The following is a 25,973-nucleotide window of genomic DNA, read 5'->3' as shown; positions in this document are numbered from 1 at the left end:
GAGCGTGCAGGGTGAACCGAAGGGCAGGGGCCCGCGATCAGGGCTGCTTCGGGAGGTTGTTCCGCGAGCTCATGGCCTGGCGGGGCTCGAGCATCGCCCGGATCTCGTCGGGGTCGGCGGCGGCGGCGAACATCTCCTCCAGCGTGATCATCCGGCGCTGGTAGAGCGAGACGAGCGACTGCGCCATCGTCTGCATCCCGCTGCCGGCCTGGCCCACCTGCATCTGCGAGTAGATCTGGTGGAGCTTGTCCTCGCGGATGAGGTTCCGGATCGCGGCGTTCGGGATCATGACCTCCATCGCCATGACGCGCCCCGGGCCGTTCGAGCGCGGCAGGAGCAGCTGGGTCATCACGGCGACGAGCGTGAACGACAGCTGCTGCCGCACCTGCGACTGCTGGTGGGGCGGGAAGACGTCGATGATGCGGTTGATCGTCGAGATCGCCGAGTTCGTGTGGAGCGTGGCGAACACGAGGTGGCCCGTCTCGGCGATCGTCAGCGCCGACTCGACGGTCTCCAGGTCGCGCATCTCGCCGACGAGCACGACGTCCGGATCCTGGCGCAGGGCGTAGCGCAGGGCGTCCTTGAACGACGCGGTGTCGGAGCCGATCTCGCGCTGGTTCACGAGCGAGAGCTTGTGCGGGTGCAGGTACTCGATCGGATCCTCGATCGTGAGGATGTGGAGGCGCTGCTCGGAGTTGATCTTGTCGATGATGCTCGCGAGCGTGGTCGTCTTGCCCGAGCCGGTCGGGCCCGTCACGAGCACGAGGCCGCGCGGCTTGGCGGCGATGTCGAGCACGACCGGCGGCAGGCCCAGCTCGTCGAAGTTCATGATCCGGAAGGGGATCTGCCGGAAGGCGGCCGCCACGGCGCCGCGCTGCATGTAGATGTTCGCGCGGAAGCGGGCGAGCCCCTTCATGCCGAACGACAGATCGAGCTCGTTCCGCTGCTCGAACGTCGCCACCTGCTCCTCGCTCAGCACCGAGTAGCAGAGCTGCCTCGTGTCGCTCGGCATGAGCGGCGGGAGCTTGAGCGGCACCACCGTGCCGTCGATGCGCAGGAGCGGCGGCGTGCCGCTCGTGATGTGCATGTCGCTCGCGCCCTTCTCCACCATCGCGCGGAGGAGCTGCTGGAGCGTGTACCTGAGGCCCTCCTGCTGTCCGACGAGCTCCGTGGTCATGCGCTCAGTCCCCCATCGTCACGCGGCCGACCTCCTCGGTCGTCGTGACGCCCGCCAGCACCTTCTCGATCCCGCTCATCCGGAGCGTCAGCATCCCGCCCTTGATGGCCGCGGCCTTGAGCTCGGCCGTGGACGCGCCCTGGAGGACCATCTCCTTCAGCGCGTCGGTGAAGCGCATGACCTCGTAGAGCGCGACGCGGCCCTTGTAGCCGGAGCCGTTGCACGTCTTGCAGCCCGCGCCGCGGACGAGGTCCGCGCGCGCGACCTGCTGCTCGGTGAAGCCGAAGTCGAGGAGCACCTTCGGGTCCACGCGCAGCGGGACGCGGCAGTCGGGGCAGATCTTGCGCGCGAGGCGCTGGGCGAGCACGAGGTTCACGCTGGCGGTGATGAGGAACGGCTCGACGCCCATGTTGAGGAGGCGCGAGATCGTCGACGGCGCGTCGTTCGTGTGCAGCGTCGAGAGCACGAGGTGGCCGGTGAGCGCCGCCTTGACGGCGATCTCGGCGGTCTCGAAGTCGCGGATCTCGCCGACCATGATGATGTCCGGGTCCTGCCGGAGGAACGAGCGCAGCGACATCGCGAAGTTCAGCCCGATCTCGTCGTGCATCTGCACCTGGTTGATGCCGTGCAGGTTGTACTCGACCGGATCCTCGGCGGTGCTGATGTTCGAGCCGATCTGGTTGAGCTCCGAGAGCGCCGAGTAGAGCGTCGTCGTCTTGCCGGAGCCGGTCGGGCCGGTGACGAGGACCATGCCCCACGGCTGGCCGATCGCCCACTTGAAGTCGGCGAGCGGCTTCGGATCGAAGCCGAGCTTCGCCATGTCGAGCTGCAGGTTCGACTTGTCGAGGAGGCGGAGGACGATCTTCTCGCCCCAGATCGTCGGGAGCACGGAGACGCGGAAGTCCATCTCCCGGCCCCTGCCCATCTTCAGCTTGATGCGGCCGTCCTGCGGGAGCCGCCGCTCGGCGATGTCGAGCGAGCTCATGATCTTGAGGCGGCTCGCGATCGCGTTCTTCAGCTTGATCGGCGGCTGCATCTCCTCCATCAGCACGCCGTCGATGCGGTAGCGCACGCGGAGCTTCTTCTCGTACGGCTCGACGTGGATGTCGCTCGCGCCCTTCTTGATGGCGTTCAGGAGGATCGCGTTGACGAGCCGGACCACGGGCGCGCCCTCGGCGGCCTTCTCCAGCTCGAGGACGTTCACGTCGTCGGCCTCGACCTGGAAGCCGACCTCCTCCTCCCCGAACTCGCTCAGCACCTCGTCGTAGGACGGCCCGACGTTGTACGCGCGCTCGATCGCCTCGGTGATGCCCGTCTCGGACGCGACGACGGGCTCGACGTTGAAGCCCGTGAGGAACTTGATGTCGTCGATCGCGTGCAGGTTCGTCGGGTCGGCCATCGCGACGACGAGCGCCGTCCCCGACCGGGAGATCGGGATGATCTTGTGCTTCTCGCAGACCTCCCGCGACACGAGGCGCGAGACCTCCGCGTCGATCTCGTACTCGTCGAGGGCGACGGCCGGGACGCGGTACTGCGTCGAGAGGAAGCTCGTGATCTCGCCGTCGGAGATGTACCCGAGCTTGGCGAGGGCGTAGCCGAGGTTCTGCCCCGTCTTGCGCTGCTCCTCCTGCGCTTGCCGGAGCTGCTGGAGGCTGATGAGCTTTTCGCGGACGAGCAGTTCGCCGAGGCGGTGGTTGGTCGACATCGAGGGCGCAAATCCTGCGGGCGGCGAGGGAGGGAGTCAACGCTGGCGGTTGGGGCCGGCGCGCTTCAAGGGTAGGATGTCGGATGCTGGTGAGGATGGCGCTGCGTGAGTCTCTTTGAGTGGTTCGGGCTCAAGCGGGGGGACAGCCGTCGCAGGGCGGCCGAGGCCAGGGAGCTCGCCGGCGATCTCGCGGGGGCGGTCGAGCTGTACGTCGACGCAGGGATGCCGGACGACGCGGCCCGGGTCCTGCTCCTCCGCGCCGACGCCGAGCGGAGCGTCGAGAAGCGGATCGCCTTCTGCGCGTCGGCGTTCCGCACGGCCGAGAGCCCGGAGCTGAAGCGCGCGGCGCTCGGGCGCAAGGCGCTGCTCGCGTTCGACCTCGTGCGCGCGCGGGGCGCGAGCGCGATGCGGAGCGAGGTGCTGGCGGTCGCGCGCGAGCTCGAGGCGGCGGGCGAGCTCGAGCGCGCCGCGGACGCGTACGCCTTGGTCGGCGACACCGAGTCGGAGACGCGCGTCCTGGCCGCGGCCGGCGCGATCGACCGGCTGGAGGAGCGGCTCCGCGCCTCGATGACCGCCGAGCGGGACCAGCGCGAGCTCGCCGCGACGCTGCGGAGGATCGCGGATCTCGACCGGATGGCCGAGCGCCGCGAGGCGGTCGCCGTCGCCGAGGCGTGGGCGGGCGGAGGCCGCGGCGGCGAGCAGGTGGCCGACGCGCTGCGCGCGATCCGGGCGCGGCTCCTGTCGGGGCCGGTCCTCTCGCTCGAGCTCGGCGGCGCCGTCGTGCGGTGCGCGCTCGGCGACGAGGTCACGATCGGCCGCGGCGAGGCGACCATCGTCGTCGCGTCCCGCGCCGTCAGCAGGACGCACGCGCGGATCCGGCGCGGCCCGTCCGGCATCGAGGTCGAGGATCTCGGGACGCGCAACGGCACGACGCTGGCCGGCGCGCGGCTCACGGCGCCGCTGCCCGTCGGCCGCGGCGTGCAGATCCTGCTCGGCGGGGAGGTGCCGTGCGCGATCGCCCCCGGGATCGGGCAGGGCTGCGTGGTGGACGTCGCGGGCGAGCGCTTCACGGCGCCGCTCGGCGAGCTGCCGGTGGGCCCGTGGCGGATCCGCCTCGATCCGGCGGGCGCCTCGGCGTTCGTGGCGCTGAAGACGCCGCCGGGGGCGCCGCCGCCGTTCCTCGGCGACTACCAGCTCGCGCCGTCCGTCGAGCTCTGCGCGGGCGACGCGATCGCCGCGTCGCGCGGGGGGACGCCGGTCTTCCGGGTGCTCGCCGCCGGCCAGGCCTCGCCGACGCGGCGCGACGGCGGCGGGGAGGGCGGGCCGGCGTGAGCCTGTGGCGGCGGCTCAAGGAGCGGCTCGGCGGCGCCGCGGCGGACGGCGGCGCGCCGGCGCCGGGCGGGGGTGCCGCGTCGGGTGCGTCGGACGTCGCGCGCGGGGCGGACCCGGCGCGGGCGGCGCGCCCGGCGGCGGACGCGCGGGCGCGCGGGCGCGCTGCGCGCGAGGGCGGTGGCGACGAGATCGCGCGCCTGCGGAGCTCCGGCGCGCGCGACGGGCCCTCGACGGACGAGGTGATCGCGATCCTGCGGCGCGCGCGGGGGACGCTGCGGGAGGCCGAGGCCGTGGCGCACCTCGTCGCCGCGATGGCGGAGCGGCCGCTGCCGGATCCGATCCGGGTGGCGTGCGCCGATCTGCTCGCGGCCCGGGGCGACGAGCTGGGCGCGCTCGCCGTGCTCGAGGGCGCCGCGGCGCGCGAGCGCGGCGGCGCGGGGCGCGCGCCGCCGGTGTCCTCGACCGAGGGGCTCGTCCTCGCGGCCGACCTCTACGCGTCGCTGGGGCAGCTCCCGCGGGCGGTCGGCGCGATCGAGCGGGTGCTCGTCCGGGAGATCGACGCGCCCGGCGCGCGCGAGCGCCACCAGCGGTGGCGGGCGGCGCTCGGCGCGGAGCGGCCCGCCGTAGCCCGCGTGGAGGACGTCACCGTGGTCGCGCCCGCGGCGGGCAGGACCCCGTTCCGCCTGCTCCGCGAGGTGGCGCGCGGCGGCGCCGGCGCCGTCTACGAGGCCGAGGACGAGGTGCTCGGCCGGCGCGTCGGGTTCAAGGTCTACCACGGGCGCGGCGGCGATCGGGCGCACCTCACCCGCGAGGTGCGGCTCGCCGCGGCGCTCTCCGGGCCCGGCGTGGTGCGGGTGTTCGACGCGGACCCCGACGAGGGGTGGATCGCGCTGGAGTGGATCGCGCGCGGCTCGGTGCGGGACGTGCTCCGCGCCGGCGACGCGGCGTCGCTCGCGCCGATCGCGCGGTGGGCGCGCCCGCTCGCGCGCGCGCTCGCCCGCATCCACGAGCGCGGTTACGTCCACGCCGACGTCAAGCCGGCCAACGTGCTCCTGCGCAGCCTCGCCGAGCCCGTGCTCAGCGACTTCGGGCTGGCCAGGCCCCGCGGCGCGCCGTCCGCCGGCGGCAGCCCCGGGTACGTCTCGCCGGAGCGGCTCGCCGGGCGGCCGAGCGACCCGCGCGACGACGTCTACGGCTACGGCCGCGTGCTCGAGGACGTCCTCGTGCGGCTCGAGCCGCTCGGGGGCGAGGGGCTGGCCCCCTGGAAGGAGCTGTCGCTGCGGTGCCTCGGCCCGGACGACGAGCGGCCGCCGGACGGCGCCGCGCTCGTCCGCGCGGTCTGCTGAGCCCCGCGGCGGCTCAGCAGGCGTCGAGGCAGCGCCTGTACCGGTCGAACGCGGCCGCGTCCGTCCCGTCGAACGCGCCGCAGGGGACCTCCGCGGCGCAGGCCGACGCGCAGCGGACGGCGCCCTCGCACGACGCCTCGCTGGACATGCCGCTGCCCTGGTAGCCGCACTCCTCCATGTGGTCCTCGGCCTCGTCGCACACGCTCTCGCAGCCCGACGCGAGGGCGACCGCGAGCGCGAATGACGCGGCGCGAGCTCTTCCGGAGCTGCCGGGCGCTTCCGTCCACCAACGACCCCTGCCTTTGCTCATGCGTGCTCTCTCCCGGAGTGATGTCTCGTACGGGGGACCTCGCGCTGCGTCGGAGTTGCGTGCCGGATGGCAACCTTCTTCGCTTCGGGCGCGGCCCTGGGTAGATTGCTCGCCTGCATGCGCGTACGCAACGAGGAGGGGGCGCCCTGATGCGCTTGGCGATCGTCGCCACGCCCAGCTTGCACCGCGACCAGCGGCCGGCGCCCGGCTCGCTGGACGGGGATCTCATCCGGGCCCGCCTCTCGCTGGACGACGCCGGCTTCCGGGTGGTCGACATCGATCCCGCGCGGGACCTCGCGGAGCAGCTCGACGCGCTGTTCGACGAGCTCACGGCGACCCGGCGGACCCTGGTCGACGCGGACGACGCCGCGCGCGATGAGGCCTCGACCCTATTTTTGTTCTACGCCTCCACCGCCGTCGCGCTGTCGCCGGACGGGGAGCTCTTCCTCTGCCTCGACCCCGAGAACCCCGGCGTGGGCGACGCGCTGGGCGACGTGGCCGCGGTGTTCCGCGATCGCGCGCGCGGCGAGGTGCTCTTCGTCCTGGAGTGCCACCACGGCCCCGGGGCGACCTCGCGCGCCGTCGTCACCGCCGCCGAGCAGGCGGTGGCGTCCCCCGTGACGGGCGTCGAGCTCCTCGTGGCGGCCCACCCGATCGGCTCGCTCGACGCCGATCTGCCCTCGGTGCTCACCCGCGCCTTCGTCGAGCACCTCGACGAGGCCGACCCGGATCGAGGCCTCACCGCCGAGGAGATCTTCCGCCGCGTCGAGGGGAACCCCGGCCTCGCCCGCGCCATCCCGTGCTTCGCGCGGGCGAGCGGGCGGGGGGAGTTCTCGGTGCTCGTCCCGCGCGGCGGCGCGCCCGGCCGGCGCCCGGCCAGGGCCGAGGCGGCGCGGATCGAGGCCGCGGGCGGCGCCGCCACCACCCCCGCGTCCGCGCCGGACGACCCGGTCGCGCAGTACCTCGCGGCCGGCGACACGCTCGCCGCCGCGTCGGACCTCGACGGGGCGCTCACGGCGTACAAGAAGGCGCTCGCGCTCGTCGGGGTCGCGCAGCGGGACGCGCGCGCGGAGGTGCACCTGCGCATCGCCCAGGCGAGGTGGCGCCAGCAGCGGCACCGCGAGGCGATCGAGGGCTTCGAGAAGGCGCTGGCGCTCGCGCCCGAGCACCGGCCCGCGCTCGAGGCGCTGGTCGAGCTCCACCTCGCCGAGCAGGACTTCGCGAGGCTGCGCACCGCGGAGGAGCGGCTGCTCACGCGCGTCGAGGGGGACGCCGATCGCTTCGGGCTCCTCGTGCGCTTCGCCGAGCGCTGGGAGATCGTCGCCGGGGATCCGGCGCGAGCGCAGGAGCTCCTCGAGCGGGCGCGGGAGATCCGCCCCGACGACGCCGCCGTCCTGCGCAGCCTGGGTCGGCTCTACGAGGCGACGGGCGATCTCGCGGCGTCGCTCGACGCCCGCCGCTGTCACGCCGAGCTCCTCCCGGACCCGCGGCAGCGGGCGGTCGCGCTCCTGGAGCTCGCGCGCGCCGCGATGCAGGGCGAGGCCCGCGCGACCTTGACCGAGGTCACGCGCGAGCAGGACGGGATCGAGCTGCTCGAGCGCGCGCTGGACGCCGACCCCACGTTCCTCGATCCGCTCGCGCTGATCGCGATCCTCCTCTCGGCGCGGCAGGAGTGGGGCGAGCTCGAGCTCGCGTACCGCCGCATGCTCGACCGGGCGCAGCGCATCGCCGACCCGCGCGTCCGGAGCGACGTCACGTGGGAGCTGTGCCGCCGCCTCGGAATGCTCTTCCGCGATCACCTCGAGGATCCGAGCTCCGCGCTGGAGGCGTTCGAGGGCGCGGTGGTCGAGCGGCCGGACGACGTCCCGGGGCGGCTCAGCGCCGCGTCGCTCGCGCGGGGCGCCGGCCGGCTCGAGCGCGCGGCCGCGCACCTCCAGGCCGCGGCGGTGCTCGATCCGGGCAACGTCCAGGTGTTTCACGACCTGTTCGACACCTTCCAGAAGCTCAGGCGCGTCGACCAGGCGTGGGCCGCGGCGAGCGTGGCGGTTTACCTGGGCGCGGCCGAGGCGCGGGAGCGCTTCATCTTCGAGGAGCACCGGCCCGCGGGCCTCGTGCAGCCCGCGCGCGGGCTCAGCCCGGGCAGCTGGGATCTCCTGCGCGCGGCCGATCGCGATCGCGCCCTCGAGGAGGTCCTCGCGTCGGTCGCCGACGCGGCGGTCCGCGCGCGGCTCGCCCAGCGCGCGCGGGACAAGCAGATCCCGCACATCGATCCGGCGGCGCGCGCCGACGCGGAGCGGAACGCGGCGGGCGTGGTGCGCCTGTTCTCCTGGGCGAGCCGCTGCCTCGCGATCCCCACGCCGGCGGTCTACCTCCGCAAGGACGCGCCCATCGCGGTCGCGGCGGTGACGGTCGAGGAGCCGAGCGTCCTGGTCGGCGGCGAGGCGCTCCGCGGGCGGACGGCCGCCGAGCTCGCGTTCCTGGTGGGCAGCCACGTCGCCTACCACGTCGGCCCGCACCGCTTGCTCCTGCACTTCCCCTCGCTCGAGGAGCTCGGCGTCTGCCTCGCCGCGGCGGTCAAGGTGGCGCGGCCGTCGGAGCCTGTCCCCGCCGAGCTCGAGGGCGCGGTGCTCGCGCTGATGCCGCTGCTCGACGAGCGGCTGACGGAGCGCGAGCGGGACGCGCTGGAGGCCGCGGTGTTCGAGCTCTACGAGATCCGCGCGCCGCTGGATCTCGCCCACTGGGTGGGCTCGGTGGAGCGGTGCGCTGCGCGGGTCGGCTACCTGCTGACCGGCGAGCTCTCGGTCGCGGCGTCGTCGCTCTCGCGCGGGGACACGCCGGGCGTGCTCACGGCGGAGGAGAAGATCGGCGATCTCCTCTCGTTCACCGTCTCGGACGCCTACCACGCCCTGCGCGAGGAGCTCGGCGTAGCCATCGAGCCCTAGCTCCGCATCGGACGTCCTGCCGGAGCCCCGCGTCCGCTCTCGGCCGGCGCGCGTTCACTCCTTGCCCTGGAGGTAGGCGAGGTAAGCGTTGTGGCTCGGCGGCCTTCCGAGGAAGCGGGCGACGAGATCGCCTGCCTCGACGCCGCCCCCCTTCGCGAGCACCTCGTCGCGGAAGGCGCGCGCGACGGCCGGGTTGAGCAGGCCTTCCTGCTTGAAGCGGGTGAGCACGTCGCGCGAGAGCGACAGGGCCCACTGGTAGCCGTAATAGCCCGCGTCGTAGGTGATGAGGTGCCCGAAGCTCGACTGCAGGTGCGTGCCCTTCACGAAGACGAAGGACTCGTTCGCGCGCTGCGCCTGCTCCACGACCAGGGTCGTATCGAAGCCGGGCTCGCGGGTGTGGAGCTCCAGGTCGATCGACGCGAGGGTGAGCTGTCGCTGCGTCGCGAGCGCTCGGCCGAAGCCCCGCGCGCGGGTCATCGCCTGGAAGAGATCGTCCGGGATCCGCTCGCCGGTCGCGTGGTGCTTCGCGAACAGATCGAGCACCTCGCGGGACCACGCCCACTCCTCGAACATCTGGCTCGGCGCCTCGACGAAGTCGCGCACGGTCGAGGTCCCCGAGTAGGAGGCCAGCTCCGAGCGCGTGAGGAGGTGGTGCAGCACGTGCCCGAACTCGTGGAAGAACGTCACCACGTCCTCGTGGGACATGAGCGCCGGCTGCGCCCCCGGCTTCGGGAAGTTGCACTCCAGCGCCGCGACGGGGGTCTGCCACGACCCGTCGGCGAGCCGCTTCGCCGTCCGCACGGCGAACATCGCCGCGTGCTTGTACTTGTCGGGCCTGCTGTAGAGGTCGAGGTAGAACTTCCCGATCGCCTTGCCGTCGGAGCGCACCTCGTACGCCGTCACGTCGGGGTGCCAGGCGTTCGCGGGGACCTCCTTGTACTCGAGCCCGTACATCCGCGCCGTGATGTCCATGAGCCCCTGCTTGACCGCGCCGATCTCGAGGTAGGCCGAGAGCGCCTGCGAGTCGAACTGGTACTTGGACGCGCGGACCCGATCTTCGAGGAAGTAGCGCTCGGAGGGGGGGAGCCTGTCGGTCGGCTTGCCGCCGAGCCGCACGTGCTCCTTCATCAGCTCGGCGAACTCGGCCTTCGCGGGCTCCTTCAGCGCGGCCTTGACCTGGTCGAGGAAGGCGCGCACGGCGCCGCTCGTCTTGGCCATGCGCGGCTCGATGGCGTAGTCGGCCCAGCTCTTGTAGCCGAGCATCCTCGCCTTCTCGGAGCGGAGCGCGAGCAGGCGCTCGAGCAGCTTCACGTTCTTCTCGCCGCCGCGGTTGGTGAACAAGACGTAGAGGTCGAGCGCGGCCTTGCGGTCCTTCGCGTAGGTGACGAACGGGAAGAAGTCGGGGTAGTCGGTGCTGATCTCGACCTTGCCGTTCGCCTTGGGCGGGTGCTTCGCCACGTACTCCTTGGGCAGCCCCTGGAGCGAGGCGGGCGCGATCTCGATCGACCCGGTCGACGCCGACAGGTTCGCCATGAACTCCTGTCCGATGCGGGTGATCTGCTCGTTCACGTCGCGGAGGCGCTGCTGCCGGTCGGGCGGCAGCGACAGCCCGTTGCGGCGGAAGTCGCGGAGGACATCGGCGAGGAGCCGCGCGCGCTCGCCCTTGAGCGCCTCGCGCGCCTCGCCCGTCTGGGCGTACGCCTGGAGGACGGCGGCGAGATCGGCGTCCAGCCACATCGCGGTCGTGAACCTGTCGACCTTCGGCTCGCAGAGCCTTGCGGCCTCGCGCACGGCCGCGTCCGGGTGCGCGACCCCCATCAGGTACGGGAAGTCGCCCGCGCTGTTCACCTCGAGCACGGCGTCGTCGAACCGCCCGAGGGTCGCGGCGTAGGTGAGCGTCTCCGGCGGCGCGCCGCGGAGCGCCCTGATCGCGGCGAGGTGCTCCTCGGCGGCGCGCAGGTGATCGTCGCAGAGCTGCTTCACACCGCCCGCGGTGATCCCCTGCGGGACGGGGTCGAACTCGGCGCGCGCCGGCGCCTCCGGCGGCGGCGTCGTCGCTGGGCGCGAGGTCGTCGCCGGAGGGGCGGCGCCGCGAGGCCCATCCGGCGGGGCGACCGCGCCGGTCCGAGGGCCGGCGCTGCAGGCGACGAGCAGGACGAGGGAGAGGAGCCCGGAGCGCGCGGGCGTGTGACCGACCTTCATGTCGGTCCGGCTATACCACGGGGGTTTGGGGGGGGCCGGGCCCCTCGCGGCTCGATCCCCGCGGGAACGGGGGCTCGAGCCGCGCGGTGCTTCATGCCGTCAGTCGGCTGCCGGCGGCAGGTAGGCGAAGAGGCAGTTATAGCCTCGGCCCGTCACGTCGGCGGCCGGGGTGCCGGCCGACACCCGGACGAGCAGCCGGTTGCCTTCGGGGGCCTCCGGGATCGCTTGCGACTCGACGAACAGCTCTTCCGCTTCGGTCTCCGTGGCCGCGTAGTCGGCGCCGATCTCGGTCCCGTCGCCGTTCAGCACCTCGGCGCGGAGCTCGCGGACCCCGGAGCCGTGGCGCTGCGCTCCGCAGATGACGGAGATCGTCCAGCCCTCTCCTGTGTCGTCGAGCGGGAGCTCGTAGACGTCGACGTCCGGCGTCTCCTCGGTGCCAGCGAGCTTCCCTTCGACGGCGAAGCTGACGCCGCCGCCTTGGTTGGGGAAGCTGGCCAGGTCGCCTTCGGGCGTCGCCACGTCGCCGTTGGTCTCCTCCGCGGCCTCGAGCGGATCGGAGCTCGCCCGGCTGTGCAGCAGGATGTAGAAGTCGTTCTTCCCCACCTCTCCTGCGGGGCGCTTGACGAAGACGAAGTACTCTTGCCCGGCCTCCACCGGAACGGCGATATCGCCGCCCTTCGTCGGGTCGACCTTCGCGTAGGCGCTCGTGAGATCGGTCGCGTTGAAGACGGCGACCTCGTTGACGTCGACGGTCGAGCCGTTGCCCTCGGGCCCGCTCGGCCCGGAGAAGTTGAACTGGGCGAGGAGGGCGTTCTCGAACTCGGGGGTCGCCGGCGGCGTGAACGAGTACACGTCGACGTCGGCCTCATCCGCGAAGCTGCCGAACACGAACGTGGTGTAGTAGGCCGACTCGTCCGCGGTCAGCTCGTACGGCATCTCCACGGCCTGCTCGGCGTCGTTGTTGGGCTCCGTCTCTCCGACGAGGCTGTCGGCCTCGTCGGCCCCCAGATCGAGCGGGAGGAACTTCAGCGTGTAGTCGAAGCTGACGACCTCGGACGGGTCGAAGCAGCCGTTCGGGAAGGCGGACTCCGGGAAGGCGGCGTTGCAGTCCTGGACGACGACGAAATACTCGCCGTCCGCGGGCAGGACCGTGAGCAGCTCGCTGTCGTTCGTGATGCCGCCCTCGGGATCGTCGTTCTGCGCGATCTGGTTCCCGTCGGCGTCGAGCAGCGTGATGACCGTGTCGGGGTAGGTCGGATCCCGCTCGTCGTCGGAAGGCTTCGCGTCGGTGACGAGGTAGACCGGCAGACCCTTGGTCCCGGTGAAGCTGAAGTAGTCCCCGTCCTCTTCGAGCGGCTCGAGCGTCCCCTCTAGCCCGTTGTTCCCGGCGGGGAGCTCCTCTGCTTCCTCGATGCTGTCGTTCCCGTCGTCTACGGGGCCCGAGCCCGAGGAGGTGCTGGTGGCGACGCCGGTGGTGGTCGTCACGGTCGACGTCGTGGTGCTCCCGGCTCCCCCCTCGCCGCCGCTGCCGCCGCTGCCGTCGTCATCGCCACCGCAGCCCGCGGCGGTCGCCGCCATCGTGCCGAGCACGAAAAACCCGAGAAAATACATCGACCTCATGGCACCTCCAAGAACGTTTGCGCACCACAGCAGCATTTCGTGTGGCTGCGTAGGAATAGTACACCTACACGGCTGCTCATCCTGCGCGCCATGGGAGCGCACGGTTTTGACGGTCCAAGATCTGGACTATCCGCGGCGGATGGTGGCTGCTCCACAGGGAGATCTTCAAGGCGCGCGGAGCGAGCTGTGGAGCTCGGTGCTCGCCCCTCGCCGCCGGCGGCGCGGCGTGCTCCGATGGCTGGCGGAGCCTCCGCCATGCCCCGCCCCGCGCTCGCCATCGCCCTGTTGCTCTTCGCCCTCACCCCTGGCTGCTCGAGCAGCGGCAGCGATCCTTGCGAGGTCGTCTGCGCCAAGAGCGCCGAGTGTCAGCCCGACGGCCCCGGCGAAGACATCTGCATCGACCTCTGCCGCAGCGAGTCGGCCCGCGTGTCCTATCGAACGGCCATCGAGCGCCAGGCCGAGTGCTACGAAGAGAAGGGCTGGTCCTGCGCCGACCTCGCGATCGGCGCCTGCGACTACTCGCCGGAGGATTGAGCGGCGAGGCCCGCGGCCTCGTCGGCGCGCACCTTATTCGGCGGCCATGAACGGGTAGGCGACGGCGCGCGGCGGGGCGAGCGTCTCCTTCACGACCCTCGGCGAGACCCACCGGAGCAGGTTGAACAGGCTGCCCGCCTTGTCGTTCGTGCCGGAGGCGCGGCCGCCGCCGAACGGCTGCTGCCCGACGACGGCGCCGGTCGGCTTGTCGTTGATGTAGAAATTCCCTGCCGCGAAGCGGAGCGCGTCGCTCGCCGCCTGGATGAACGCGCGGTCCCGCGCGAACACGGCGCCCGTGAGGCCGTACGGCGACGTCTCGTCGCAGAGCGCGAGCGCCTTGTCCTCCTCGCCGTCGGGGTAGACCCAGACCGTCAGCACCGGGCCGAACAGCTCCTCGGTCATCAGGGGGTGGCGCGGATCCGTGGTCTCGATCAGCGTCGGCTCCACGAACCAGCCGTCGCTCCCGTCGTGCGCGCGCGCGCCGCCGCCGCACACGAGCGAGCACGCCGCGTCCGCCTTCGCCTCGGCGATGCGCCCGGTGAGCCGGGCGTGAGCGCGCCCGTCGATCACCGCGCCCATGAAGTTGCGGAAGTCGGCGACGTCCCCGATGCGGATCGCCTGGATGTGGCCCGCGAGCCGGTCCTTGAGGGCCGGCCAGAGCGAGCGGGGGATGTACGCGCGCGACGCGGCCGAGCACTTCTGCCCCTGGTACTCGTACGCCCCCCGGACGAGCGCCACGGCGAGCGCGTCGACGTCGGCGCTCGCGTGCGCGAACACGAAGTCCTTGCCGCCGGTCTCGCCCACGATGCGCGGGTAGCTCCGGTAGCGCCCGATGTTCTCCCCGATGCGGCGCCAGATCGACTGGAAGACCGCGGTCGATCCCGTGAAGTGGATGCCGGCGAAGTCCGGGTGATCGATGCACGCGTTCGACACGAGCTCGGGCGGACCCATGACGAGGTTGACGACGCCGCGCGGCAGGCCCGCCTCGATCAGGAGCTCCATCACGAAGTGCGCGGCGTAGAGCGCGTTCGCCGACGGCTTCCAGACCACGGTGTTGCCCATCAGCGCCGGGGCCGCGCACAGGTTGCCCGCGATCGCGGTGAAGTTGAACGGCGTCGCCGCGAAGACGAAGCCCTCGAGCGGGCGAGGCTCGGCGAGGTTCCAGATGCCGGGCGCGCTCGCCGGCTGCTCCGCCGCGATCCGGTGGGCGAAGTGGACGTTGTAGCGGAAGAAATCGATGAGCTCGCAGGCCGAGTCGATCTCCGCCTGGTACGCCGTCTTGCTCTGACCGAGCATGGTCGCCGCGTTCAGCGCGGGGCGGTACCGGGTCGCGAGCAGCTCGGCCGCCTTGAGGAAGACGGCGGCGCGCTCTGTCCACGGCGTCCGCGACCACGCGCGGTGGGCTCGTTTGGCCGCCTCGATCGCGCGCGCGACGTGCTCGGCGCCGCCCTGGTGCGCGCGGGCGAGCAGGAGATCGCGCCGGTGCGGCGCGCGGACCTCGTCGAGCGCTCCGGTCCGGATCGCCTCGCCGTCGATGACCATCGGGATGTCGATCGTCTCCCGCGACCGGCGATCGAGCTCCGCCTTGAGGGCCGCGCGCTCGGGGCTGCCGGGGGCGTACGCGAGGACGGGCTCGTTTTGGGGGCTCGGTGGCGTGGCGATGGCGTCGATCATGACGCGAGTCTAGCGGGGGAGACGCGGGCGCGCAGCGCTCCGGCGCAGCCGATCCGGGCCTCGGCGTGAGCAGGATGGCTGCGCAGGACAGCGCTCGCCGCATTTCGCGGATGCCATGTTCAGGCGCCGCCCGCCTTGGGCGCCGACCGCGCCGTCGCTACGCTCGTGCGATGCGCGAGCTCGTCACGCCGCCCGACGCGATCCTCGATCCGAGCACGGGGGCGGCGCGCGTCGGGTCCTACCGGGGCGAGCTCCCGCGCGTCGACCTGAGCCCGCTCGCGCTGCGCGGGCTCGATCGCCTGCTCAAGCACAAGCGGTGGACCTACGTCGCGATCGCGTCCGACGAGGTCTTCATCGCCGTGGCGGTCGTGCACCTCGGCTACCTCGCGATCACGTTCGGCGTCGCCTTCGACAAGGCGGGCCGGCGGCTGCTCGTGGATCGCTCGACGTTCTGCCCTCCCTTCTCGGCGAGCGTGGGCGACGCGGGCGGCTCCGCGCGCGCGTGGCTGCCCTCCGCGCAGGTGCGGATCGAGCGCCCGCGCGGGGAGGCGAGGGGCGCGGTGACCGCCGCGTTCCGCGGGCTCGAGCTCACGGCGCGGCTCTCCGCCCGCGCGGCCCCGCAGGCGCTCTCGGCGATCGCCGAGGCGCCGGGCGGCGTCCTGATCGCGACCGAGAAGCGGCTCCTCCTCGGCGTCGAAGGCGAGGCGTCGGTGCTCGGTCGCCGGATCTCGCTCGACGGCGCGCTCGCCAGCTACGACTACACGAGCGGCCTCCTGCCGCGCCGCACGACCTGGCGCTGGGCGCTCGCGCTGGGCCGCGCCGAGAGCGGCGAGCGCGTCGGTCTCAACGTGGGCGAGGGGTTCATCGGCGACGCCGAGTGCGCGATCTGGCTCGACGGCGCGCTCATCCCGCTCGCCGAGGGCCGGTTCACCTTCGACGCGGCGCGGCCGCTCGATCCGTGGCACGTCCGGACCGTGGACGGCGCCGTGGACCTCCGGTTCGTCCCCGGCGCGGCGCACTCGAACCACACGAACCTCGGCCTGGTCGCCTCGGAGTTCATGCAGCCAATCGGGCTCTACTCCGGCACGATCCGCCTCCCGGACGGGCGTCACCTCGAGCTCCGGGACGTGCTCGGCGTGACGGAGGCCCAGGACATCACCTGGTAGCTCCGGCGGCTCGCCCCGGTCAGCCGCCGCGGCGATCGGCGATGAGCTTGTCGAGGTCGTCCTCGGTGATGAGCTTGGTGCCGTACTTCCGCGCCTTGACCGCCTTGCTCGACGCGGACGCCACGTCGGCGAGGACGAGGTAGTTGAGCTCCTTCGTGACGCTGTTCAGCACCCGGCCGCCGTTCGACTCGACGAGGTGGGTGAGCTCGCCGCGGGAGCGCGTGCCCGCGCCGGTGAAGCAGAACGTGAGGCCGGCGAGCGGCCCCTCGGCCTCGGGGGCGACCGGCACGATGCCGCCGGCGAGCAGCCGCGCGATCTCGTCGCCGCGCGCGCGCAGCCCGCGGACGATGCTCGCGGCCTTGATCGCGCCGAGCCCCGGGATGCCGGCGAGCTCGTCCTCGCCGGCCGCGAGGAGCTTCTCGATCGTGGTGTACCCGGCGGACACGAGCAGCCGCGCGGTCTGGATCGCGAACCCCTCGATGCCGAGCGCCGCGAGGAAGATCGGCAGCGTGAGCGGCAGCCGGCTCTTCAGCTGGTCGAGGCACTTCGTGGCGCTCTTCTCGCCGCGCCGATCGAGCTCTGCGATGTCCTTGACCGTGAGCTTGTAGAGGTCGAGCGGCTCTCGCACGAGGCCCGCGGCCACCACCTGCTCGATCAGCTTGTCGCCCCACTCGAGCGCGCCGATGGCGTCGATCCAGTTGTGGATGCGCCCCTCGATGAGGGCGCGGCACGCGGCGTTCCGGCAGAGCAGGTACTCGCCCTCGACGACGAGCGGCGCGCTGCAGACCGGGCAGACCGACGGCGGGAGCGCGACGGGCCCGCGCTTCTCGACGACCTCCTCGACGTACGGGATCACGTCGTTGCGGCGCGAGACCAGCACCTCGTCGCCCACCCCGATGCCGAGGCTCCGCACGTTGGCCGCGTTGTGCAGCGACGCGCGCCGGACGTTGGCGCCGGCGAGCTCCACCGGCTCGACGATCGCCACCGGCGTGACGCGCCCGCTCGGCCCGGTGTCCCACTGGATCGCCACGACCGTCGTCACCTTCGCGGGCGACGCGAACTTGAAGGCGACGGCGCCGCGCGGCCGCCGGTTGACATCGCCGAGCAACCCCTGGAGGTGGAGCGAGTCCACATACACGACGAGCCCGTCGATCTCGTAGTCGAGGCCCGCGCGGAGCTCGCTCGAGTACCGCCGGTAGAGCTTCACGACGTCCTCGACGTCGCCGTGCGCGGTCTGCGGCGTCGCGAAGCCGAGCTCGCGCAGCCACGCGAAGCGCGCCCGGCACGTCGGGATCTCGAGGTGCTCGGCGACGTCGTAGAACAGCACCGTGCAGTGCTCCGCCCCCTGGCCGTCGAACCGCTTGGCCGCGCCCGCGGCCATGTTGCGCGGGCTGGTGACGCCGGGGAAGTAGCGCTTCATGTCCGAGAGGCGGAGGATGATCTCGCCGCGCACGGACAGCCGTCCCCGCTCCCGGATCCGCGAGGGGACGCCCTTCATCCTCGCGACGTTCGCGGTGATCCGCTCGCCCCACTCGCCGTCGCCGCGGGTGATGGCGTCGACGAGCTTGCCGCCCTTGTAGATGACCTCGATGGAGATGCCGTCGAGCTTCTCCGCGACGAACAGGTCGTCCGCCACGCTCGCGCGGGCGGAGCTCGCCGGCTGCGCCGCGCCGTCGCCGCCGTGCCCGTCCTTCTCGAGGATCTCGTCGCAGCGGGCGACCCAGGCCCGGAGCTCGTCCTCGGAGACGACCTTGTTGAGCGAGCCCATCGGGATCTCGTGCCGCGCCTTCTCCCACTCCGTGATGAGGGAGGCGGAGCCGACCCGGGCGAGCACCGGGTGCGTGGGATCCAGGGCGCGGAGCTCGTCCTCGAGGGCGTCGAACGCGGCGTCCGAGATCTCCGGGTGCCCTGCGTAGTAGCTCGCCCTGTATTTCTCGATGCGCTCGGCGAGCTCATCGATCCTGGCCTTGTGCTTCGGATCCGTGGCGAGCCCGCCCTGCAGCGGATTGCGCGCTCCGGCCTCGTCGTGGTGTGCCTGCGTCATCGCTTGCCTCGGCTCACTCGAGCTCCGCCTCGCCGGCGCGCCGGGCGGCGGCGAGGAAGTCCCCCATGCCCATCGCGAGCTCGGCCGGGAGCTCGTCGTCGCGGAACAACCGGACCTCGCGGATCTCGAGCGGGTTCTGGGGAGGGCGCGTGGGCGCGCCGATCCGGGCGGCGACGACGACCGTCACCGCGTGGAAACGGACGTCGCGATCGGGCCGCGAGTACACGCCCACGACCCGCCCGAGCTCGACCTCGGTGACGCCGGCCTCTTCGGCGAGCTCCCGCACGATGCTGTCGCGGAGCGTCTCGCCCCACTCCAGGGTTCCTCCTGGGAGCGCCCAGGTTCCGGTGTCGCTGCGGCGGATGAGCAGCCACCGGCCGTCGGCGGTCTGCGCGGCGGCGGCGATCCCGACGACGGGCCGCCGGAGCAACGCCCGCGCGACCTCCTTGGCCAGGGCGAGCACGGAGCGGGGCAACAACGAAAGGGGAGCGATTTCCATGAGAATTTTTGCGACGTGTCAGCAAAGCATAGAAGCGATCGGCGGCTACCGGGAGAGGGTTCCGTGCGACCTCGGCCGATCTCCTCGCACGGCCGTGAGCCGCGCGGCTCGGCTCGGCCCCGGGTGAGGGGCAGGCTACGCTCGCAGCATCATGTCGTTTGTGGAGAGGGCGCTGCGCGCTCCTGTCGGATCGTACGGCCGTGTTGTCCGCCGTGGCGCGATGGCGTGGGGCGCCGCGCTCGCGCTCGCGTCGCTTCCGAGCTGCACCGAAGAGCGGCTCCCTCCGCCGCGCCCTCCTGCCGGCGCGTCGAGCGGCGCGGGCGCAGCGGGCGGCGCGCCGCCGGATGCGGGCGTCGACGAGGGGCCTCGGCCGTCGAACCTCTGCGAGTGCGTCGCCGCGTACGGCGGCGAGGCCGGGCGCTGCGGCGATTGCTTCAACGAGCATGCCTCGCGCGGCGCGCGCTGCGAGGCGCAGCTCTCGGCGTGCGACGCCGAGCCCGGTTGCAGGCCGATCAGCGTGTGCCTCAAGGGCTGCGGTCACGACAAGGCCTGCCAGGCGGCGTGCGTGTTCCCGGACGACGCGGGCGCCGCGCACCAGGCATTCCAGCAGGTGCTCGCGTGCGTGTGCGCCGCGTGCGCCGCGAGGTGCGCCTACTACGATGCGCCGCTGGAGTGCGCCGAGCCCGGCGCCGGGGGCGCGGGCGCCGGTGGAGCTGCGGGCGCCGGTGGAGCTGCGGGCGCCGGCGGAGCTGCGGGCGCCGGCGGAGCTGCGGGCGCCGGCGGAGCTGCGGGCGCCGGCGGAGCTGCGGGTGCCAGTGGAGCTGCGGGCGCCGGCGGGGAAGCGGGCGGTAGCGGAGCTGCGGGCGCCGGCGGGGGAGCGCGTGCGTTCCGGGGACGAGGAACCCGGTGAGCTCAGCGCCCTCGCTCGCGCGCGGTCCGCTCCGGCGCCTCGTGCGGTAGGCTTGCCGTATGCAGAAACCGGTGATCTGGGCGGCCCTTCAGCTCTCCAGCCAGGAGAACGTGAGCGACAACCTGGCGCGGATCGAGGCGCGCATCGCGGAGGCGGCGAGCCGTGGCGCGACGACGGTCGTGCTGCCCGAGAACTTCGCGTACATGGGCAACGAGGAGGGAAAGCGTCACATCGCGGAGGACCTCGACGCCGGCCGCGGTCCCATCGCGCGCCGCCTCGCCGACGCGGCGCGGTCCGCTCGGGTGACCATCGTGGCCGGCGGCTTCCCCGAGCGCGCGCCCGACGCGGCGAGGCCGTACAACACCTGCGCGGTCTTCGGACCCGACGGCCGGCTCACCGCCCGCTACCGGAAGATCCACCTCTTCGACGTCGAGATCGCCGATGGCACGAAGTACCGCGAGTCGGCGTCGACGACCGCCGGCGATGCGCCTGTCGTCACCGAGATCGACGGCGTGAAGGTCGGGCTGTCGATCTGCTACGACGTCCGCTTCCCGGAGCTCTACCGCGCGCTCTCGTCGGCGGGCGCCGAGGCGATCGTCGTCCCCGCGGCGTTCACCCTGCTCACGGGCAAGGACCACTGGCTGGTCCTGCTCCGCGCGCGCGCCATCGAGGCCCAGGCGTACGTCGTGGCGGCAGCTCAGTGGGGCAAGCACCCCGGCGCGCGGGCGACGTTCGGAAAGTCGTGCGTGATCGATCCGTGGGGTGAGGTGATCGCTCAGGCGTCCGAAGGGGAGGGGATCGCGATGGCGATGCTCGATCCCGCCTATCTCGAGCGAGTCAGGGCGAATCTACCGTCGCTCAAGCACAGGCGACTCTGATCGCGATGTCATGGGGGTAAGCACTTTGTCTCGCGCCGGGGCGTGGTGGTTCCGGCGCTTCGCGTGGCCGACGTCTTGCGTCCGTTCACTCGGCCGAGGCGTCGCTCTCCTCCTCGCCGGCCGGGGGCAGCGCGCCGCCGCGCTTCGACAGGAGGGCCCGGAGCTCCGCCGGCCGGCGGAAGCCGATGCGGCGGGCGACCTCCCCCTCGGTGTGCCCCTCGCGTAACAGCGCGCGGGCGCGCTCCGCGCGCACCTCGTCGTAGTAGACGTGGGGCGATAGCCCGAAGGCGGCGCGGAAGAGCCGCGCAAAGTGAAACTCGGACAGATCGAGATCCAGCGCGACCTCGTAGGAACGGATCCTCTGGCCGCCTTCGGCGGCGCTGCGGATGCGGTCACGGCCGAGCAGGAGGCGCTCCGAGGTGCTGCGCGGGAGGGGGCCCCCCGAGCGCGGCGGCGGGGTGGAGCGCGAGGCGACGGTGGCCGCAGCGCGCTCGCGCAGCGGGGGCGCGCTGTAGCTCTGCGCCGCGGCGACGGACGTCGGGAGCGCCGCCGACGCGCCGCTCGGGGTTGCGATGGGCGAGGCCGAGACCGACAGGGAGCGTGCGGCCGGCGTGCTGTGGGACGAGGAGGGTGCGATCGGAGTCGAGATGGGAAGCGCAGTCGTCACGAGTACCTCTCCAGCGGTGTAAGGGCGATGTGCCGCGGTCATCGCGGCCGTCGGCGCGACGTATTGCAACCGGTAGGCCGCAAGCGGACGCAGCGCTCCTGGCTCAGGTGAATCGGCGCTCCACAGCGCAAAACGCCGCGTTTGCTCGTCAACCTGCACGCGATGTCATGGGGGGTGTGGCCCACCGTTCACGTGGCACAGTCGCCAGAGATCACCCGTGCCTGGCACAACGTGCCTGTGCGGCGCACGCCGCACGCACGCACGCCTCGTCGGTCGCACGCATCGCGACATCGTCGCGGCGATCTCGTGTCTGTCAGAGGATGAATACGAGCGCGCGTCCGTGCATCCAATGAGGTTCGCGCGCGCGCGCGAAGGCGCCGCGACCTCCGGGGCGCGGGGTCGACGTCACACGTCGATCTCGGCGTTCGGCGCGCGTTCCATGATGAAGCGGAAGCGGGCCTGCGCGTCCTTGCCCATCAGCTCGTTCAGGATGCGATCGGTCTCGATCTCTCCCTCGATCACGATGCGGAGCGCGCGTCGGCGGCGGATGTCGAGCGTCGTCGCCTTGAGGTCCTCCGCGGGCATCTCGCCGAGTCCCTTGAAGCGAGAAATATCCGCCTTGGCTGTCTTGGGGAGCTTTGCGAGGACCCGGTCGCGCTCTGCGTCGTCGAGGGCCCAGTGCGTCTCCTTGCCGACGTCGATCCTGTAGAGCGGCGGCTGCGCGAGGAACACGTGCCCGCCGCGGAGCAGGCCGGGCAGGTGCCGGTAGAAGAACGTCAGCAGCAGCGTCGCGATGTGCTGGCCGTCGCTGTCGGCGTCCATCAGCAGAAAAATCCTGCCGTAGCGCAACTTGGACGCGTCGAAGTCCTTGCCGAACCCGCAGCCCAGCGCGCTCACGATGTCCTGGAGCTCCTTGTTGCCGAGCACCTTCGAGGTGGAGGCTTGCTCGGCGTTGAGCACCTTGCCGCGCAGCGGGAGGATCGCCTGCGTCCGGCGATCCCGGCCCTGCTTCGCGGAGCCGCCTGCGCTGTCGCCCTCGACGATGAAGAGCTCGCTCTCGCTGGGATCGGTCGAGGCGCAGTCGGCGAGCTTGCCCGGCAGGTTGAGCCGATGCGACACCGGCGTCTTGCGCAGGACCTGCTGGGTCGCCTCGCGCCGCGCCTCCCTGGCGCGCGCCGCCAGGATCGCCCGGGCCACGATCGACTCGCCGGCCGTGCCGTTGTGGAGCAGCCACTGCTCGAGCGCGGGCCGGACCATGCCCTCGACCGCCGGGCCTGCCTCGGGGTTGTTGAGCCGATCCTTCGTCTGCCCCTGGAACTGAGGTTCCTGGATGTAGATGGACAGGACGCCCACGATCCCCTCGCGGATGTCGTCGGCCGTCAGCGTCACGCCCTTCGGCTGGATCTTCTTCGCGTCCATGAAGGCGCGGACCGCCTTCACGATCGCGGTGCTGAAGCCGGACTCGTGCGCGCCGCCCGCGTGCGTGGGGATGCCGTTGACGTACGACTTCACGTAGTCGTCGGTCGACTCCGTCCACTGGAGCGCGGCCTCCAGCCGGATCTCGCCCTCGCGCGCGACGTAGAAGATGGACGGGTGCGTCACCGCCTTGCCGCGCTGGGCGACCAGCTTCGGCAGGAAGTCCGCGATGCCGTTCGGGTGAAGGAGCTCGATCGACTCCCCGGACGAGAGGTCGCGGAACGCGATCGCGAGCCCTCCGTGGAGGTAAGCCTTGGCCTCCAGGCGCTCGCGGATGGTCTCGGGATCGAACCGCCGGCCCTGCCCGAAGATCTCCGGATCCGGCCGGAAGTGGACGCTCGTGCCGTGCTTGCGGGTGGGCGCGCCCTTCTTCAGCTTGCTGATCGGCGCGCCGCGCGAGAACGTCTGCTGGTGCTCGAAGCCGTCGCGCAGCACCCGGATCTCGACGAGCTCCGACAGCGCGTTGACGACGCTCGAGCCGACGCCGTGGAGGCCGCCCGAGACCTTGTAGTTGTCGCTCCCGAACTTCCCGCCGGCGTGCAGCGTGCAGAGGATGAGCTCGAGCGCGGGTCGCTTGTACCGGGGGTGCACGTCGACGGGCATGCCGCGGCCGTCGTCGGTCACGGTCACGCCCTGGAGATCGGCGTCGAGCGTCACCTCGATCCGCTTCGCGTGCCCGTTGATCGCCTCGTCGACGGCGTTGTCGACGATCTCCCAGAGCAGGTGGTGGTAGCCCCTGACGTCGGTGCCGCCGATGTACATGGCGGGGCGCTTGCGGACGGGCTCCAGCCCCTCGAGCACCTCGATGTCAGCGGCCGTGTAACGCGCGCCGGACGCGGCGCGGACGGGGGGATTCGTGGCGGCCATGTTCAGCTCACCTCCAGCGTCGGTACGACGACGGCCGGCGGCACCACGCGGACGAAGCGGTCGCGTCGCGCGACCGGCTCGCCCTGGGTGCCGCGCGGGCCGGCGATCTTGCTCGCGGCGATGTCGAGCGTCTTGCCCTTCTCCGTCTCGACCGTGAGCGCGTCGCTCGGCCCGAGGGCGAGCGCGGCGCCGACCAGGCGCTCGCCTTCGGCGACCCGCATGACGACCGAGCCCTTGCCCGGGCCGGAGAGCAGCGCGAGCTCCTCCACGGCGACGCTGAGCGCCCAGGCGTCGCTCGAGGCGCAGAGCACCCGATCGGCGCCGTCCACGGCGTGGACGAAGAGCACCTCGTCGCCCTCGTTCAGCTTGGCGAAGCGGCGCCCCGAGCGCGTCGACGGGTCGCGGTGCGGCCGCAGCGAGAACCGGAAGCCGAGGCCCCCGCGGGTGATCGCGAGCGCGAACGGCGGCTCCGGTTCGGCGGAGTCCGGCGTGGGCGCAGGGACGTCGAGCGCCCTCGGGTCGAAGGAGAGCATCGCGATCATCCGCTCGCCGTCCGCCAGCTTGAACAGCTTCTGCACGGGATCGCCGTAGCCGGTCGACTGCGGCACGTCGTGGATGCGGCACACGTAGCACGCGCCGAGGTTCGAGAAGAACGCGACCGTCGACCGCGTCGAGCCGGCGACCGCCGCGAGCACGCTGTCGCCCTCGCGGATGCGCGTCGAGGAGAGATCCTTCACCTCGCGCACCCGCTTCACCCATCCCTGCGCCGAGAGGATGACGTTCGCGTCCTCGGCCACGATGAAATCTTCCGCCTGGTACTCGGGCTCGTCGATCGAGCCGACCACCTTCGTGCGGCGCTTCTCGCCGTAGGAGCCCTTGATCTCGACGAGCTCGTCGCGGACGATCGCCCAGCGCTTCGCGTCGCTCTTGAGCAGCCCCTCGATCCGCTTCGCCTCGGCGCGCTTCTCGGCGAGATCCTTCTGCACGAGCAGGATCTCGAGGCGCGCCAGCCGGTAGAGCTTGAGCTCGAGGATCGCGTCCGTCTGCTCCTCGCTCAGGGTGAAGCGCTTCATCAGCTTCTCGGCCGCGTCGGCCTTGCCCTCGCTCTTGCGGATGATCCGGATCACCTCGTCGAGCGCGTCGAAGATCTTCTCGAACCCCTCGAGGATCGTGATCCGCCGCCGCAGCTCGCCGAGCTCGAACTCGAGCCGCCGCGTCACCGTCGCGTAGCGGAAGTCGAGGAACTTCGTCAGGATCTCGTGGAGGCCGAGCCGCCGCGGCGCGGCGATCTCCGCGTTGTCGGTGGGCACGAGGCAGGTGAGGTTGACCTGCACGTTGATCGCGAGCGGCGTCTGTTTGTAGAGGTACGCCATCACGAGCTGCGCGTCGGCGCCGCGCTTGAGCTCCATCACGATGCGCACCTCGCCGGTCGACTCGTCGCGCACGTCCACGAGCGTCGGCAGCTTCTTCGAGAGGATGACCTCGGCGATCTTCTCGACGATGGCCTTCCGCTCGATCCCGTACGGGATCGAGGTGATCACGAGCTGCGGCGCGGCGCCGCGCTTGCCGTCGCCCTCTTCCAGCTGCCACTCGCCGCGGAGCTTCAGCGAGCCCTGGCCCGACGCGTAGACCGCCTCGAGCTCCTTCTTCGTCGCGTGCAGCTGGCCCCCCGTCGGGAAGTCGGGCCCCTTCACGTACGACAAGAGCCGCTGCGTGGTGAGCTCGCGGTTCTCGATGAGCGCGACGCACGCGTCGATGACCTCGCCCAGGTTGTGCGGCGGGATGCTCGTCGCCATCCCGACCGCGATCCCCTGCGAGCCGTTCACGAGCAGGTTCGGGAAGCGGGACGGGAGGACGATCGGCTCGAAGCGGGTGCCGTCGTAGTTCGGCCGGAAGTCCACGGTGCGCTGGCCGAGCTCGCTGAGCAGCTCCAGCGCGAGGGGGCGGAGCTTCGCCTCGGTGTAACGCATCGCCGCCGGCGCATCGCCGTCCACGGAGCCGAAGTTCCCGTGGCCGGCGATGAGCGGCGCCCGCATCACGAAGTCCTGCGCCAGCCGGACCATCGCGTCGTAGATCGCGACGTCGCCGTGCGGGTGGTACTTGCCCATCACGTCGCCGACGACCGCCGCGCTCTTCCGGTACTTCGCGTCCGGCCCCAGGTGCAGGTCGTGAAGCATCGCGTAGAGGATGCGGCGCTGCACCGGCTTCAGCCCGTCGCGCACGTCGGGGAGCGCGCGCGACGTGATGACGCTGAGCGCGTAGTTCAGGTACCGGCGCTGCGCCTCTTCGGCGAGCGAGGTGTCGGGCGCCGGGGGCGGCGGGGGCTCGCTGTCGCCGGGCCGGCCGCCACGGCGGCCCTTGCGAGGCGCCTCACCGTCGGACGGAAGGGAGGGGGTTCGAGACACGCGTTACTCCAGGGAGTGCGCGGGCACCGGGTTGAACAGGTGCTCCGATGTTCAGGTGAACGCTGGCGAGCCTCGGCAATTACCCAGGGGCTCGCGCTCGGTCAAGGCTGCCTCGCGGGAATTTCTGGCAGCGCGTGCTCGCCTGCGCTCGTGCGGCCCCTGGCATAGCGTCAGATCGTCGAGAGATCGACCCGCACGCAGGGGTCGCGGCGCGACCCG

The 25,973-nt window shown here is 72.3% G+C and carries 18 protein-coding genes; 7 read left to right on the top strand and 11 right to left on the bottom strand.

Features of this window, described 5'->3' with window-relative positions; genetic code table 11:
* Positions 1 to 37 precede the first annotated feature (37 nt).
* Positions 38 to 1,177 carry a type IV pilus twitching motility protein PilT gene (locus WMF33_RS27060; RefSeq protein WP_437331333.1) on the bottom strand — a complete coding sequence of 380 codons (1,140 nt, stop codon included), beginning with the start codon at positions 1,175 to 1,177 and terminating at the stop codon, positions 38 to 40.
* 4 nt (positions 1,178 to 1,181) lie between these two features.
* Positions 1,182 to 2,882 (bottom strand): type IV-A pilus assembly ATPase PilB, encoded by a 1,701-nt coding sequence (pilB, locus tag WMF33_RS27055; protein ID WP_437331332.1) that lies wholly within the window; start codon positions 2,880 to 2,882, stop codon positions 1,182 to 1,184.
* 105 nt (positions 2,883 to 2,987) lie between these two features.
* On the opposite strand from pilB, the gene WMF33_RS27050 reads away from it, so the two are divergent.
* Positions 2,988 to 4,214 (top strand): FHA domain-containing protein, encoded by a 1,227-nt coding sequence (locus WMF33_RS27050; protein WP_437331331.1) that lies wholly within the window; start codon positions 2,988 to 2,990, stop codon positions 4,212 to 4,214.
* Complete coding sequence (locus tag WMF33_RS27045; protein WP_437331330.1) at positions 4,211 to 5,560, top strand: serine/threonine-protein kinase; 1,350 nt, start codon at positions 4,211 to 4,213, stop codon at positions 5,558 to 5,560. The genes WMF33_RS27050 and WMF33_RS27045 overlap by 4 nt, the downstream gene beginning before the upstream one ends.
* A 13-nt stretch (positions 5,561 to 5,573) precedes the next feature.
* On the opposite strand, the gene WMF33_RS27040 is transcribed toward WMF33_RS27045, so the two are convergent.
* Positions 5,574 to 5,870: a hypothetical protein gene (locus WMF33_RS27040; protein WP_437331329.1), complete on the bottom strand. Its 297-nt coding sequence runs from the start codon at positions 5,868 to 5,870 to the stop codon at positions 5,574 to 5,576.
* Positions 5,871 to 6,019: 149 nt separating this feature from the next.
* Here WMF33_RS27040 and WMF33_RS27035 point away from each other — a divergent pair, with 149 nt between their 5' ends.
* The gene (locus WMF33_RS27035) at positions 6,020 to 8,812 is read left to right on the top strand and encodes a tetratricopeptide repeat protein (protein WP_437331328.1); all 2,793 of its coding nucleotides are present in this window, start codon (positions 6,020 to 6,022) and stop codon (positions 8,810 to 8,812) included.
* A gap of 54 nt (positions 8,813 to 8,866) precedes the next feature.
* Here the strand turns inward: WMF33_RS27035 and WMF33_RS27030 are convergent, their stop codons facing one another.
* Both WMF33_RS27030 and WMF33_RS27025 read right to left on the bottom strand, forming a co-directional pair.
* Complete coding sequence (locus WMF33_RS27030; protein ID WP_437331327.1) at positions 8,867 to 11,014, bottom strand: M3 family metallopeptidase; 2,148 nt, start codon at positions 11,012 to 11,014, stop codon at positions 8,867 to 8,869.
* Positions 11,015 to 11,113: 99 nt separating this feature from the next.
* Positions 11,114 to 12,634: a hypothetical protein gene (locus WMF33_RS27025; protein WP_437331326.1), complete on the bottom strand. Its 1,521-nt coding sequence runs from the start codon at positions 12,632 to 12,634 to the stop codon at positions 11,114 to 11,116.
* Between the two features lie 255 nt (positions 12,635 to 12,889).
* On the opposite strand from WMF33_RS27025, the gene WMF33_RS27020 reads away from it, so the two are divergent.
* Complete coding sequence (locus WMF33_RS27020; protein ID WP_437331325.1) at positions 12,890 to 13,168, top strand: hypothetical protein; 279 nt, start codon at positions 12,890 to 12,892, stop codon at positions 13,166 to 13,168.
* Between the two features lie 33 nt (positions 13,169 to 13,201).
* Here WMF33_RS27020 and pruA read toward each other — a convergent pair whose 3' ends face one another.
* Positions 13,202 to 14,842, bottom strand: coding sequence for an L-glutamate gamma-semialdehyde dehydrogenase (pruA, locus tag WMF33_RS27015; protein ID WP_437331324.1), 1,641 nt, complete (start codon positions 14,840 to 14,842; stop codon positions 13,202 to 13,204).
* A gap of 170 nt (positions 14,843 to 15,012) precedes the next feature.
* Between pruA and WMF33_RS27010 the strand changes: the two genes are divergently transcribed.
* Positions 15,013 to 16,008: a DUF2804 domain-containing protein gene (locus tag WMF33_RS27010; RefSeq protein ID WP_437331323.1), complete on the top strand. Its 996-nt coding sequence runs from the start codon at positions 15,013 to 15,015 to the stop codon at positions 16,006 to 16,008.
* Positions 16,009 to 16,027: 19 nt separating this feature from the next.
* On the opposite strand, the gene ligA is transcribed toward WMF33_RS27010, so the two are convergent.
* Complete coding sequence (ligA, locus tag WMF33_RS27005; RefSeq protein WP_437331322.1) at positions 16,028 to 18,052, bottom strand: NAD-dependent DNA ligase LigA; 2,025 nt, start codon at positions 18,050 to 18,052, stop codon at positions 16,028 to 16,030.
* A gap of 13 nt (positions 18,053 to 18,065) precedes the next feature.
* Positions 18,066 to 18,551, bottom strand: a complete 486-nt coding sequence (locus tag WMF33_RS27000; protein ID WP_437331321.1) for an NUDIX hydrolase — start codon at positions 18,549 to 18,551, stop codon at positions 18,066 to 18,068.
* A gap of 151 nt (positions 18,552 to 18,702) precedes the next feature.
* Here WMF33_RS27000 and WMF33_RS26995 point away from each other — a divergent pair, with 151 nt between their 5' ends.
* Together WMF33_RS26995 and WMF33_RS26990 are read left to right on the top strand one after the other, a co-directional pair.
* On the top strand, positions 18,703 to 19,461 hold the full coding sequence (locus WMF33_RS26995) for a hypothetical protein (protein WP_437331320.1): 759 nt from the start codon (positions 18,703 to 18,705) through the stop codon (positions 19,459 to 19,461).
* Positions 19,462 to 19,520: 59 nt separating this feature from the next.
* Complete coding sequence (locus tag WMF33_RS26990) at positions 19,521 to 20,339, top strand: carbon-nitrogen hydrolase family protein (RefSeq protein WP_437331319.1); 819 nt, start codon at positions 19,521 to 19,523, stop codon at positions 20,337 to 20,339.
* Positions 20,340 to 20,424: 85 nt separating this feature from the next.
* On the opposite strand, the gene WMF33_RS26985 is transcribed toward WMF33_RS26990, so the two are convergent.
* From WMF33_RS26985 to WMF33_RS26975, 3 genes are all read right to left on the bottom strand, one after another.
* Complete coding sequence (locus WMF33_RS26985) at positions 20,425 to 21,006, bottom strand: helix-turn-helix domain-containing protein (RefSeq protein ID WP_061625148.1); 582 nt, start codon at positions 21,004 to 21,006, stop codon at positions 20,425 to 20,427.
* A gap of 405 nt (positions 21,007 to 21,411) precedes the next feature.
* Positions 21,412 to 23,349, bottom strand: a complete 1,938-nt coding sequence (locus WMF33_RS26980; protein ID WP_437331318.1) for a DNA gyrase/topoisomerase IV subunit B — start codon at positions 23,347 to 23,349, stop codon at positions 21,412 to 21,414.
* Positions 23,350 to 23,351: 2 nt separating this feature from the next.
* Entirely contained in the window at positions 23,352 to 25,754 is a 2,403-nt protein-coding gene (locus tag WMF33_RS26975) for a DNA gyrase/topoisomerase IV subunit A (RefSeq protein WP_437331317.1), read from the bottom strand.
* Positions 25,755 to 25,973: the final 219 nt, after the last annotated feature.

This window comes from Sorangium sp. So ce394 (assembly GCF_051474665.1).
GTDB lineage: Bacteria > Myxococcota_A > Polyangia > Polyangiales > Polyangiaceae > Sorangium > Sorangium cellulosum_D.
The sequence above is the reverse complement of the archived record's forward strand: the minus strand, read 5'-3'. Positions and strand labels throughout refer to the sequence as shown.